At 72.1% G+C, this 12,236-nt stretch carries 11 protein-coding genes; 6 read left to right on the plus strand and 5 right to left on the minus strand.

Translation table 11 applies throughout. The features are described from left to right. Positions 1–195: 195 nt before the first annotated feature. Positions 196–1,002 carry an MBL fold metallo-hydrolase gene (locus tag ACFYPR_RS03355; protein ID WP_387258460.1) on the minus strand — a complete coding sequence of 269 codons (807 nt, stop codon included), beginning with the start codon at positions 1,000–1,002 and terminating at the stop codon, positions 196–198. A 136-nt stretch (positions 1,003–1,138) separates the two neighbouring features. Between ACFYPR_RS03355 and ACFYPR_RS03360 the strand changes: the two genes are divergently transcribed. After that, a complete protein-coding gene (locus ACFYPR_RS03360; RefSeq protein WP_354857130.1) occupies positions 1,139–2,356 on the plus strand; it encodes an NADP-dependent isocitrate dehydrogenase in 1,218 nt (405 codons plus the stop codon). Positions 2,357–2,656: 300 nt separating this feature from the next. On the opposite strand, the gene galT is transcribed toward ACFYPR_RS03360, so the two are convergent. The 4 genes from galT to ACFYPR_RS03380 all read right to left on the minus strand — a co-directional run bounded on the left by galT (position 2,657) and on the right by ACFYPR_RS03380 (position 7,799). Next, entirely contained in the window at positions 2,657–3,733 is a 1,077-nt protein-coding gene (gene galT, locus ACFYPR_RS03365; RefSeq protein ID WP_387258462.1) for a galactose-1-phosphate uridylyltransferase, read from the minus strand. Next, the gene (locus tag ACFYPR_RS03370; protein WP_387258464.1) at positions 3,730–4,554 is read right to left on the minus strand and encodes a DeoR/GlpR family DNA-binding transcription regulator; all 825 of its coding nucleotides are present in this window, start codon (positions 4,552–4,554) and stop codon (positions 3,730–3,732) included. The genes galT and ACFYPR_RS03370 overlap by 4 nt, the downstream gene beginning before the upstream one ends. Before the next feature lie 112 nt (positions 4,555–4,666). After that, positions 4,667–6,196 (minus strand): adenylyl-sulfate kinase, encoded by a 1,530-nt coding sequence (gene cysC / locus ACFYPR_RS03375; RefSeq protein WP_355138206.1) that lies wholly within the window; start codon positions 6,194–6,196, stop codon positions 4,667–4,669. An 88-nt stretch (positions 6,197–6,284) separates the two neighbouring features. Then, positions 6,285–7,799, minus strand: a complete 1,515-nt coding sequence (locus ACFYPR_RS03380) for a glycosyltransferase family 2 protein (protein WP_354857121.1) — start codon at positions 7,797–7,799, stop codon at positions 6,285–6,287. Positions 7,800–8,036: 237 nt separating this feature from the next. On the opposite strand from ACFYPR_RS03380, the gene ACFYPR_RS03385 reads away from it, so the two are divergent. The 5 genes from ACFYPR_RS03385 to ACFYPR_RS03405 all read left to right on the plus strand — a co-directional run bounded on the left by ACFYPR_RS03385 (position 8,037) and on the right by ACFYPR_RS03405 (position 12,213). Then, entirely contained in the window at positions 8,037–8,951 is a 915-nt protein-coding gene (locus ACFYPR_RS03385) for an ABC transporter ATP-binding protein (RefSeq protein ID WP_354857119.1), read from the plus strand. Continuing rightward, positions 8,944–9,849, plus strand: a complete 906-nt coding sequence (locus ACFYPR_RS03390; protein WP_354857116.1) for an ABC transporter permease — start codon at positions 8,944–8,946, stop codon at positions 9,847–9,849. Before ACFYPR_RS03385 ends, ACFYPR_RS03390 begins: the two co-directional genes overlap by 8 nt. Next, positions 9,849–10,760, plus strand: a complete 912-nt coding sequence (locus ACFYPR_RS03395) for an ABC transporter ATP-binding protein (protein WP_354857113.1) — start codon at positions 9,849–9,851, stop codon at positions 10,758–10,760. Before ACFYPR_RS03390 ends, ACFYPR_RS03395 begins: the two co-directional genes overlap by 1 nt. Before the next feature lie 4 nt (positions 10,761–10,764). Next, positions 10,765–11,475 (plus strand): ABC transporter permease subunit, encoded by a 711-nt coding sequence (locus ACFYPR_RS03400; RefSeq protein ID WP_354857112.1) that lies wholly within the window; start codon positions 10,765–10,767, stop codon positions 11,473–11,475. Positions 11,476–11,568: 93 nt separating this feature from the next. Beyond that, positions 11,569–12,213 (plus strand): hypothetical protein, encoded by a 645-nt coding sequence (locus ACFYPR_RS03405; protein WP_354857111.1) that lies wholly within the window; start codon positions 11,569–11,571, stop codon positions 12,211–12,213. Positions 12,214–12,236: the final 23 nt, after the last annotated feature.

Raw genomic sequence — 12,236 nt, forward strand, 5'->3', positions numbered from 1 at the left:
CCCCCCGCCGCCCCCCCCCCCCCCGCCCCCCCCCCCCCCCCCGCCCCCCCCCCCCCCCCCCCCCCCCCCCCCCCCCCCCCCGGGGCGCCCCCCCCCCCCCCCCCCCCCCCCCTCCTGCGCTCCCGCCCCACCCCGACCCCGTTGATCAAGAGGTTTGCGTCACCACGACCGCGATTCCTGACCCAAACCTCTTGATCAACACGGGTGGGCGGGGGTGAAGGGGGTGGAGAGGTGGGGGGTGGCTAGGAGGGTGGGGTTGTGGGTGTGCAGGGCCGTTAGGCGGGAGGCGCGCGCTTCGTCGGGGTCTACCTCGTGGGCGTACGCCAGGGTGGGGTCGATCAGTTGCACCAGGTGCACCAGGAGATCGCCGGTGAGCAGCATTCGCTCGTCGGCCGCTGTCAGGAGCACCGACTGGTGGCCGGGGGTGTGCCCGGGAGTGGGCAGCAGTCGTACCGCAGGGGTCAGGGTTGTCTCGCCGTCGACCACCCGGAGCTGGCCGGCGGCGCGCAACGGCGCGACCAGCCCGGCCGGCAGCCCTGGGTTGATCGCCTCCGCCGCCTCCAGTTCGGTGCGCTGGAGCAGGTAGCTGGCGTTCGGGAAGTACGGCCGGCCCGGTGTGCCGGTGACCGCCCAGCCGATGTGGTCGCTGTGCAGGTGGGTCAGTACGACCGTGTCGACGTCGACCGGGTCGATGCCGGCGGCGGCCAGTTCGGCGGGTAGCCGACCGGGCACCGGCGCCCAGCTCGCGGCGGGTGCGTCGGTCGGGCCGATCCCGGCGTCGACAAGGGTCACCGGCCCGTCACCCGAACGGATCGCGAAGCTGCGAAACGGCAGCCACCACCGCCCGTCGGCGGTGACCGAGGCGGGGTCGCGGCGGTCGGCCTCCTGCCACTGGGCCGCCGTGGCGTGCGGAAACGCCTCCGCGCGGGGCTGGAAGAAGGCACCCTCGCCGTCGGTGAGCGCGGTAACCGTGATAGACCCGAGGGTGCGGCGAAGTGGCATCGAGCGATGGTGTCAGGGAACTGCTGTGTCGTGCAGCCCGGTTCTCCGGTCGGTCGAGGCCGGCTGAGGGCTGCCGGCCCAATTGCAGTACGCTCGTACTGCTTGAGCACGTGTCCCCCGAGAGGAGCGCCGGCCGATGGCGAAGATCAAGGTAAACAACCCGGTCGTGGAGCTCGACGGCGACGAGATGACCCGGATCATCTGGAAGCAGATCCGGGAGCAGCTGATCCTGCCCTACCTCGACGTCGACCTGCACTACTACGACCTGTCGATCCAGCACCGCGACGAGACCGACGACCAGGTCACGATCGACGCCGCCAACGCCATCAAGGAGCACGGCGTCGGCGTCAAGTGCGCGACCATCACCCCGGACGAGGCCCGGGTCGAGGAGTTCGGCCTGAAGAAGATGTGGCGGTCGCCCAACGGCACCATCCGCAACATCCTCGGCGGCGTCGTCTTCCGTGAGCCGATCATCATGTCCAACGTGCCGCGGCTGGTCCCCGGCTGGACCAAGCCGATCATCATCGGCCGGCACGCCCACGGTGACCAGTACAAGGCCACCGACTTCGTCGTCCCCGGCCCGGGCACGGTGACCATCACCTACACCCCGGCAGACGGCGGCGCGCCGATGGAGATGGAGGTCGCCAACTTCCCCGGCGGCGGCATCGCCATGGGCATGTACAACTACGACGAGTCGATCCGGGACTTCGCCCGCGCCTCGTTCCGGTACGGGCTGGACCGCAACTACCCGGTCTACCTGTCCACCAAGAACACCATCCTCAAGGCGTACGACGGCCGGTTCAAGGACATCTTCGCCGAGGTGTTCGAGACCGAGTTCAAGGACGAGTTCGCCGCCGCCGGCATCACCTACGAGCACCGGCTCATCGACGACATGGTCGCCGCCGCGCTCAAGTGGGAGGGCGGGTACGTCTGGGCCTGCAAGAACTACGACGGTGACGTGCAGTCCGACACCGTGGCGCAGGGCTTCGGCTCGCTGGGTCTGATGACCTCGGTCCTGCTCTCCCCGGACGGCCGTACCGTCGAGGCCGAGGCCGCGCACGGCACGGTCACCCGGCACTACCGGCAGTACCAGAAGGGCGAGAAGACCTCGACCAACCCGATCGCGTCGATCTACGCCTGGACCCGGGGCCTGGCCCACCGGGGCAAGCTGGACGGCACGCCGGCGGTGACCGAGTTCGCCAACACCCTGGAGCAGGTCATCATCGACACCGTCGAGGGTGGCCAGATGACCAAGGATCTCGCGCTGCTCATCTCGCGCGACGCCCCGTGGCTGACCACCGACGAGTTCATGAACGCGCTCGACGAGAACCTGGCCCGCAGGCTCGCTGCCTGATTCGACCGCACCAGCACCGGAGCCCGTCGGCACCCGCCGGCGGGCTCCGGCGTGTCTGCCGGCTGACACGCCTGCCGCGTCACCCGGCCTCGCGCGCCTCGTTGACCAGGGTGGACGAGATGCCAGTCGCGTCCAAGGAAGGTTGACCGCGGTCGACCGCGGATGCGTGCCGATCAGCCAGCCTTCCCGGCTGTGTCGAGCACAGCCAGCCGTCCCTTCCCTGCGGGGGGCCCTGTCCCGGGCCCCCCGCGCCCTGTTTCCCGCCAGGCCCGGAACGCCGGCTCTGCCGGCTCGCCAGGCTCAGGCGGCGCGGAGCAGTTCGGCGGCGCGCTCGGGGGAGATGTCGTTGATGAAGACGCCCATCCCCGACTCGGAGCCGGCCAGGTACTTCAGCTTGTCCTTCGCCCGTCGGATGCTGAACAGCTGAAGGTGCAGGTGGCCCAGCTCGCGGTCGATCCGCACCGGCGCCTGGTGCCACGCCGCGATGTAGGGCATCGGCATGTCGAACAGGCCGTCGAAGCGGCGCAGCAGATCCAGGTAGAGCGGCCCGAAGGCGTCCCGCTCGCTTTCGGTGAGCGCCGGGATGTCCGGCACCACGCGGCGCGGCGCGACATGCACCTCGAACGGCCAGCGGGCCGCCGCCGGCACGAACGCCGTCCAGTGCTCGTTCTCGGTGACCACCCGCTCGCCGGCCGCGCGCTCGGCGGCCAGCACGTCCGCGTACAGGTTGCCCCCGCCGGTCCGCTCGGCGTGCCGGCGGGCCGCGGCCAGCAGCGCCCGGGTGCGCGGCGTCACGAAGGGGTACGCGTAGATCTGCCCGTGCGGGTGGTGCAGCGTGACGCCGATCTCGACGCCCCGGTTCTCGAAGCAGAACACCTGCTCCACGCCGGGCAGCTCGCCGAGCACCTCGGTCCGGTCGGCGAGCGCGTCCAGCACGGTGCGGACGCGACGCGGCGGGAGGCTGGCGAAGGAGGCGTTGTGGTCGGAGGTGAAGCAGACCACCTCGCACCGGCCCAGGCCCGGCCGGACCGGCGTGAACGGGGTGATCTCCCCGGGCTCGTCGGCGACGCGGCCACTCAACGACGGGAACCGGTTCTCGAAGACCACCACGTCGTAGTCCGGAGCGGGGATCTCGGTCAGTCGGTCGCCCACCGAGGGGTCGAGCGGGCACTCGTTCGCCGGCGGGAGGAAGGTGCGGGTCTGCCGGTGCACGGCCACGGCCACCCACTCGTCGGTCAGCGGGTCGTAGCGCAGTTGCGACGCGGGTGGCGGTGGCGGCAGGTCCCGGCGGTCCGGCTGGTCGCGGACGGCGTCGTCGTCCTCGTCGAAGTAGATCAGCTCCCGGCCGTCGGCCAGGTTGATCGCGGTGCGCTTCACGTCGCCGTCTCCTCACTCGTCGGCGTGCGCGTCGCGCGGCCCGCCCTTGTTGCCTTTGCCATGATCAATTCGCCCACCTGTTCGCCGAGTACCCGTCGTGCGGGCGGGGGCAACGCCTCGTCGCTGACCAGCACGTGGGCTGCCGACAGCTCGACGATCGAGGAGATGCCCACGGTGCCCCACTTCGTGTGGTCGGCGAGCACCACCAGCCGGTCCGCCGCGGCCACCAGCGCCCGGTCGATCTCCGCCTCCATGAGGTTCGGGGTGGTGAAGCCGGCCCGCTCGGTGATGCCGTGGACGCCGAGGAAGAGCAGGTCGAGGTGCAGCCGCCGGACGGCGCCGACCGCGAGCGGGCCGACCAGCGCGTCCGACGGTGTCCGTACGCCGCCGGTGAGCACCACCGTCTGATCGGGCCGGCCTCCGGCGTGCAGGATCTCGGCCACCGGCAGCGAGTTGGTCACCACGGTCAGGCCGGGAACGTCCACCAGTCGGCGGGCCAGTTCGGCGGTGGTGGTGCCGGCGGAGAGGGCGACCGCCGCACCGGGCCGGACGAGCCGCGCCGCCCGGTCCGCGATCGCGGCCTTCTCCGGCAGTTGCCGGACCGACTTGGCGTGGAAGCCCGGCTCGTCGGTCGAGCTGGGGCCGGCCGCGGTGGCGCCGCCGTGCACCTTGGCCAGCAGGCCGCGCTCGTGCAGGGCCTCCAGGTCGCGGCGGATGGTCATGTCGGAGACGCCGAACTCGGTCGCCAGGTCGCTCACCCGAACGCCACCGGCGGACCGGACCCGATCCAGGATCGCCGACTGCCGCTGCTGAGCGAGCATCAGCCGTGCCTCCCAGGGGTCCACGTACTCTCACGCGGTCGAACGTGTTCCAACAAAGATGAACACTAGCGCGTGCCCGGAACCGGCGGAAGGAAAGGGGTGGGACGACGCCTCAGGCCGACTGGATCTTCAACTCCACCCAGCCGCTCTCGGTCAGGTGGTGCAGCACGGCCTGCACCGCGTCCGCGACGCTCAGGTGGGTGGTGTCGAGCACCAGGTCCGCGTCCGTCGGCTCCTCGTACGGGTCGTCGATGCCGGTCATGCCGGTGAGCAGACCGGCGCGGGCCCGCGCGTACAGGCCCTTGCGGTCCCGCTGCTCGCACACCTCCAGCGGCGTCGCGACGTGCACCAGCACGAAGCCCGCCCCGGCGGACAGGGCCATCTCCCGCGCCGTCGCGCGGGCCGCCGCGTACGGGGCGATCGGGCAACAGATGCTCACCCCGTGGTGCCGGGCGATCTCGGCCGCCACCCAGCCGATCCGCCGGACGTTGAGATCCCGGTCGGCCTTGCTGAAGCCCAGCCCGGCGGAGAGCTCCCGACGTACCACGTCCCCGTCGAGCAGGGTCACCGTCCGGTCGCCGTTCTCCCGCAACGCGTCCGCCAGCCCCCGGGCGATGGTGGACTTGCCGGAGCCGGAGAGGCCGGTCAGGAAGACCACCAGCCCCCGGTGCCGGCGCGGCGGCCGGGCCCGAGCCAACTCCTTCGCCACCGCCGGAGGCGTGTGCCACTCCGGCAGCGGGAAGCCCCGGTCGAGCAGGTCGTCGATCTCGTCCTGGGTGAGCGCGAGGCGGCGGTTGCGCGGCGGGATGTCCTCCCGCCAGCGCCACTGCCCGTCCCGGTTGTCGTACGCCAGCTCGCGCGGCACCAGCACCCGCAGCCCGGCGCCGGAGAGCATGTCCCCGGTCGAGAGCAGGTGGGTGACCCCGTACGCGGCGGAGACGCGCGCACGCAGCAGCGCGTCGCTGATCTCCTCCCGCCGATGCGACAGCGGCACGGCCACCAGGGTGGCCGGGGGCATCCGGTCCCGGGCGGCGAAGATCGTACGCACCAGCGCCTCCGGTGCGAGCCCGCCGACACCGCCCTCGCCGACCGGGATCATCACCAGCAGGTGCGCGGCCAGGGTGCGGGCCGCGTGCGCGATCTGGGCGAGCTGCGGCCGGTGCAGCGGACGGTCGGCGATGACCCCGAGCACCCGACCCGGAGGCAGCAGCGCGCGGACCTCCGCCGGGCTGCGCCGCAACCGCTGGAACGGGCCGTGACCGCCCTCGCCGAGCCGGCGGAGCTGGCCACCCAGGCCCGCCACGCCCTCGCGTACCGGCCAGACGTCCGCGACGTCCAGGGCGGCGACCGGCGCCCCCTCGCCGTCGGTCAGCACCAGGGCCCGGCGGGCCTCATCGCGCGGGTCGAAGCCCTGCGCCAGCGCGGCCGGCACCTGCAGGGTCACCGGAACCTGCCACGGCGTGCCGTCGGCCAGCCGGCCGCGTCGGCTCACCGACACCAGGTCGGCGCGGGTCATGAAGCCGGTCAGGGGGGCGTACGCGCCGGTCAGCAGCAGCTCCAGATCCGCGAGCTCACCGGGACGCGGCGTGTACGCCGGCGCGTCCCGGAGCACCTCGTCGGGCAGCACCCAGCCGTTGCTCATCCACACCCCCCACTCGCTGACCGGCACACAGTTTCGCAGCCGACCGCCGATCGGTCGAGGCCGCCACTCCACGACCCGGACGGTCGGGTCAGCGACGGACCCGGCGACCCACCGCGGACCGCAGCCAGTTCCAGACCTTTCGCTCGTCGCGGATCCGCGGGGGCGCGCCGTCGGCCGGGCAGATGAAGAGCAGCGGCAGCCGCGCGTCCTCGGTCCATCCGGCGTTGGTGATCCGTGCCTTGAGGAGCCAACTGCCCCGCGTACGACCGCCGTTGAGGGCGCGGAAGTCGATCGTGGTGGTGGCGCGGTGCACCAGGTGGACGGTCTCCGCGCCGCCGGGACCGGCGACCCGCTCGGTCTGGAACTGCACCGGCAGGAAGATCTCGTCGCCGGTCTCCCGGCGGCGGGCGACCACGTCGAGGCGGGCCTTGCGGACCTGCGCGGTGGAGTCGAGCACGTCGGGGGAGATCTCACCGACCGGAAGCACCAGCACGTCGCGCCCGTCGTCGGCGCGGAACCCGATCGGCTGGTCCGCGGAGCGCAGCTCGGCGGCAACGGTGACCGTGACGGCGTGCTCGTCCGGCTGGAGCTCGTCGATCCGGCCGTGCCCGGCGATGCCCGCCTCCCACCGGGCCAGCCGCCGCAGGTCCTCGACCCGGCCCCGCTCGGTCAGGTACGCCACGGCCCGTTGCAGCGGCGGCAGGCCGCCGGCTACCCCGGGAGCGAAGCGCTCCTGGATGATCTTCTGGACCTCGGCGGCGACCTGGTCCACCCAGTCGTGGGGAGCCTCCAGCAGTCGCTTGCCGCGCAGCCGGTTGATCATCTCGTTGCGCAGCCACCGCCGGTGCAGCCGGTCGCGCAGCGGTCCCGGTTCGGTGTGGGCGTCGACGATGTCCAGCGCGTCGCGCACGCTCGCGAAGTAGCTCGACGGCTCCAGCCGCGCCGCGGTGACGTTGCGGGCGTCGCCCCGCTGCGCGTGGTGGTAGCAGGTGTAGTCGGACAGCACGCAGGTGCGGCGGGACAGGAAGTAGGCCCGTACGACCAGGGAGTGGTCCTCGAGCCGCCGCTTGCCGCCCTCCGGGAACCGCAGCCCGTGCTCGTCGAGGAAGGAGCGGCGGAACAGCTTGTGGCAGGTCAGGCTGTCGATCAGCGGGGCGTTCGCCAGGGTGGCGTCGAAGCGGTTCTTGCGGAACAGCTCCCGGGGCACGCCGCGCCCGTGCCCGGCCATCTTGCCGATCACCACATCCGCGTCGTACGTCTTCGCGCAGTCGTAGAGCCGTTCCAGCGCCTGGTCGGCGAACCAGTCGTCGTCGTCGGCGAAGAAGACGTACTCGCCGCGGGCCCGCTCGATGCCGAGGTTGCGCGGGCGCGACGGCCAGCCCGAGTTCTCGATGTGCACCACGTGGATGTGCGGGTGCTCGGCCGCCAGCCGGTCCAGCCGCTTGCCCGTGTCGTCGGTCGATCCGTCATCGACGAAGATCGCCTCGAACTCGTCGGCCGGTAGCGACTGGCGCAGCAGCGACGCCACCAGCTTCTCGATGTGGGGGCCGCAGTTGTACGCGGGCACCACGACACTCACCTTGGGGACGCCAACCTCGACCATCACGATCCTTCCGCTTTGGCGGTCGAATATCCCCCGGAACACTGCCCGGTGAACGGGAAGTGAATCGTGCCACTCGGCAGGGGTCTTTCCGGCAGCGGGGTCTGGCCGAACGCACGACCGGCGCAAACGTTCATCGTCGCCGTCGGCGGACCTTAGGGGTGGGTCGCCGCGAGGATCAGGGGAGCACCGGGGGCGCGCCGGTGTCGGTGCGGGGCATCGACTCCCTACGCTGGCGTCGTGACACTGATCGCGACCCAGTCGCTCACCAAGACGTACGGAGGTCGGGTCACCGCGCTCACCGACCTCACCGTCGCCGTCGAGCCCGGGATCATCGGCCTGGTGGGCGCGAACGGCGCCGGCAAATCCACCTTGATCAAGATTCTGCTCGGCCTGATCGCCCCGACCAGCGGTCAGGTCTCGGTGCTCGACATCGACCCGACCACCGAACCGGCGGCGGTCCGTGCCCGCGTCGGCTACATGCCCGAGCACGACTGCCTCCCACCGGACCTGTCCGCCGCCGAGCTGGTGACCCACCTCGGCCGGATGAGTGGCCTGCCGCGCACCGCGGCCCGCGAGCGCGCCTCGGAGGCGCTGCGCCACGTCGGGCTCTACGAGGAGCGCTACCGCCCGGTCGGCGGCTACTCCACCGGCATGAAGCAGCGGGTCAAGCTGGCCCAGGCGCTGGTGCACGACCCGGACCTGCTGCTGCTCGACGAGCCGACCAACGGGCTGGACCCGGCCGGTCGGGACGCGATGCTGGCGCTGGTGCACCGGATCGGCACCGAGTTCGGCATCTCCGTGCTGGTGTGCTCACACCTGCTCGGCGAGGTCGAGCGGATCTGCGACACGCTGATCGCCATCGACGGCGGCCGGCTGCTGCGTGCGGACCACATCTCCGCGATGACCTCGGCCACCGACGTGCTGGCCGTCGAGGTCAGCGAGGGCACCGAGGAGTTGGCCGCCCGGCTCGCGGCGCTCGACCTGCCGGTGGCGCGGGACGGCCGGCTGCTGCTCGTACCGCTCGCCGACGACAGCACCTACGACCTGATCCTCGGCGCGGTCGCCGAACTGGACCTGCCTCTGCACCGGCTGGACCAGCGCCGGCACCGGGTGGCCGAACTCTTCGCCACGAGGGAGCTCACCCATGCCTGAGCTGTCATCCGCCGCCGTGCGGCCCACACCGACCGGCGTCATCCACGACATCGGCTATCAGCGCTACGAGGGCCCACGGCTGGGCCGTCGGCACGTCTTCGGCGCGCTCTACCTGCACGGGCTGCGCACCATCTTCGGGTTCGGGCGCAGCGCCAAGGCCAAGATCTTCCCGTGGCTGGTGGTCGGCATCGTCACCCTGGTCGCGGTGGCCCTGGCCGCCGTCCGCAGCCAGCTCGGCGAGCCGGTCGCCACGTACGCCCAGTTCGCCGACGCGATGAGCTGGCTGGTCCTGTTCTTCGTCGCGGTGGCCGCGCCGGAGCTGGTCTCCCGGGACCTGCGCAGCGGTGTGCTGCCGCTGTACTTCTCCCGACCGCTGCCGCGCGCCGACTACGCGCTCGCCAAGTTGCTGGCGCTGGTCACCGGCCTCTGGCTGCTGCTCGGCGGGCCGCAGCTGGTGATGTTCCTGGGTGCCGCGTTCACCACCAAGCAGGGCATGCGCGGGGTCTGGAACGAACTGCTCGACCTGCTTCCCGGCCTGCTCTACGCCGGCCTGTGGGCGGTGGTCTTCGCCTCGGTCGGGCTGCTGGTCGCCTCGCTGACCGGCAAGCGCGCCTTCGCCGCGGGCGGGGTGGTCGCGGTCTTTTTGATGACCACGCCGATCGTGGGCGTGCTGAGCATCCTGCCGTCGAACACGGCCAACGAACTGGCCGGCCTGGCCTCGCCCTCCACCCTCGTGCAGGGGGTGGGCATCTGGTCGCTGGGTGACCTGCTGGTCGAGGGCGATCCGGGCGAGATGATGATCGGCGACTTCGGCCCGGTCTACGCCCTGGTCGCGGTGCTGCTGGTCGCCGGCGCGACCGCCCTCCTGCTGGCCCGCTACCGGAAGGTCGCCTCCTGATGAGCACGCTGAGCCTGACCGGGGTGTCCCGGTGGTACGGCAACGTGGTGGCCGTCAACGACATCAGCATGGCCCTCGGGCCGGGCGTGACCGGTCTGCTCGGTCCGAACGGCGCCGGCAAGACCACGCTGCTGCACATGATGGCCGGGTTCCTCGCCCCGTCGCGCGGCACGGTGACCCTCGACGACGAGCCGACCTGGCGCAACCCCGACGTCTACCGCCGGCTGGGGCTGGTCAGCGAGCGGGAGGCGGTGCAGAGTTTCCTGACCGCGTACGAGTTCGTGCTCGCCAGCGCGAAGCTGCACCGGTTGGCCGACCCGGCGGCGGCGGCGCGACGGGCCATCGACCTGGTGGAGCTGGAGTCGGCGCAGGACCGCCGGATCGGCACGTACTCCAAGGGCATGCGGCAGCGAGCCCGGGTGGCCGCGGCGCTGGTGCACGACCCGCAGGTGCTGCTGCTCGACGAGCCGTTCAACGGCATGGACCCGCGCCAGCGGCTGCACATGATGGATCTGCTGCACACCCTCGGCGACGCCGGCCGGACGATCCTGTTCAGCTCGCACATCCTGGAGGAGGTCGAGCAGGTCTCCGGGACGGTGCAGGTGATGGTGGCCGGTCGACTGGCGGCCTCCGGTGACTTTCGGACCATCCGTCGGCTGATGACCAACCGCCCGCACGTCTTCGCGGTGCGCTCCACCGACGATCGGGCGCTGGCCGTGGCCCTGATCGCCGAGGCGTCGGTGAGTGGCGTCGAGCTGGACCGCACCGGCCTGACCGTACGCGCCGGCGACTACGGCGCCTTCACCCGGGCGTTGCCCCGGATCGCCCTGAACAAGGGCATCCGGGTGCGCCAGCTGGTGCCGTCCGACGAGTCCCTGGAGAGCGTCTTCTCCTACCTGGTGGAGGCCTGAGAACATGTCGACCATTACCTGGATCACCGCGCGCGGGCTGTTCGGCCGGCGCCGGTTCCTGCTGCTGCTCCCGCTGCCGTTGGTGCTGCTCGGGCTGGCCATCCTCTGCCGGTCGCTGGGCGTGGACCCGGGCGAGTGGGGGCCGCCGGTGCTGGTCGGCCTCGGCCTGGCGGTGGTGCTGCCGGTGGTTGCGTTGATCATCGGCACCGGCGTGCTGGGCGCGGAGATCGACGACGGCACCGTCGTGCACATCCTGACCAAGCCGCTGCCGCGCTGGCAGATCGTGCTGCCGAAGCTCGCGGTCGCCGCCGGGGTCACCGCGGCCACCGTCGCGGTGCCGCTCTACGTCGCGGGCGTGCTGGCCGATTCGGTACGCCTCGGTCTGGCCCTGGCGTTCGCGGCGGCGCTCGGCGCGCTGGCGTACTCGGCGCTGTTCCTCGCGCTCAGCCTCGTCACCCGGCGTCCGGTGCTGCTCGGCCTCGTCTACGTGCTCATCTGGGAGGGGCTGCTGGGCAACTTCGTCAGCGGCACGAAGGTGCTCTCCATCCAGCAGTACGTGATCGCCCTCGCCGACCGGCTCGCCCCCAGCGGGCTGCTGGAGACCACCGTGTCGGTGCCGGTCGCCTCCGTGATGACCGCGTTGGTCAGTGTCGGCTTCACCGTGCTGGCGATCGACCGCCTGCGCTCGTTCAGCGTGGCCGGCGAGACGAGCTGAGGCACATGCGGGGTACGGTTCCGGCCAGCCTCCCGCAACGGGTAGGGCTGGCCGGATGGACCGGCCGGGGTGCCGGGGCCCAGGCTGACTGGTGTGAGCGTCGAAGCGGAGTGGACATCGTTGGCTGAGCCGTACTCGCGGAGCAGCCGGCCGTGGCTCACCAGCCTGGCGGTCGCCGGGCTGGCGTGCGCGACGGTCGCGACGGCCGCCCAGGGCAGCGGCCGGTTCCACTGGTGGGCCGGCTTCATCCTGATCCCGGCCGCGCTGATCGCGGCCAGCGGCGGGCCGTTGCTGGCCCGCGGCGGCGGTCGGGCCTTCGCCGGGTACGTCATCGCCTGCGTCGGCACGCTGGTGTTCGTGGTGGGTGCGTTGCTGATGTTCGGGGCGATGGGGCAGGGCTGGCCGCTGCTGGTGGTGCTGCCCTGCCTGGCGGTCGCCGGCACGTACGGCTGGCGGGCCGCCCACCCCCTGGCCCGTGGCCTGCACCGCGCGGTGGCGCTGCTCGCGCTCACCGGCGCGCTGCTCGGTGTGACCCTGCAACTGATCCACATCCGTCTCATCCACCTGGAGACGGGCTGGTGGGGCGTGTTCCTGATGCTGGCCGGGGCGATCGTGCTGGGCAACGCGGGCGAGCTGACCCGGCATCGGATGCCGTACCGCCTCCAGGCGATCACCCTGCTGGTCGGCCCCGCCGTGGCGGCCATCCTGCTCGGCCTGCGCTTCCTGCGCGGCTGGTGAACGACCGGTCCGCCGCCGCCGGT

It is taken from the genome of Micromonospora sp. NPDC005254 (genome assembly GCF_042872525.1).
In the GTDB taxonomy this organism is placed as follows: Bacteria; Actinomycetota; Actinomycetes; order Mycobacteriales; family Micromonosporaceae; genus Micromonospora.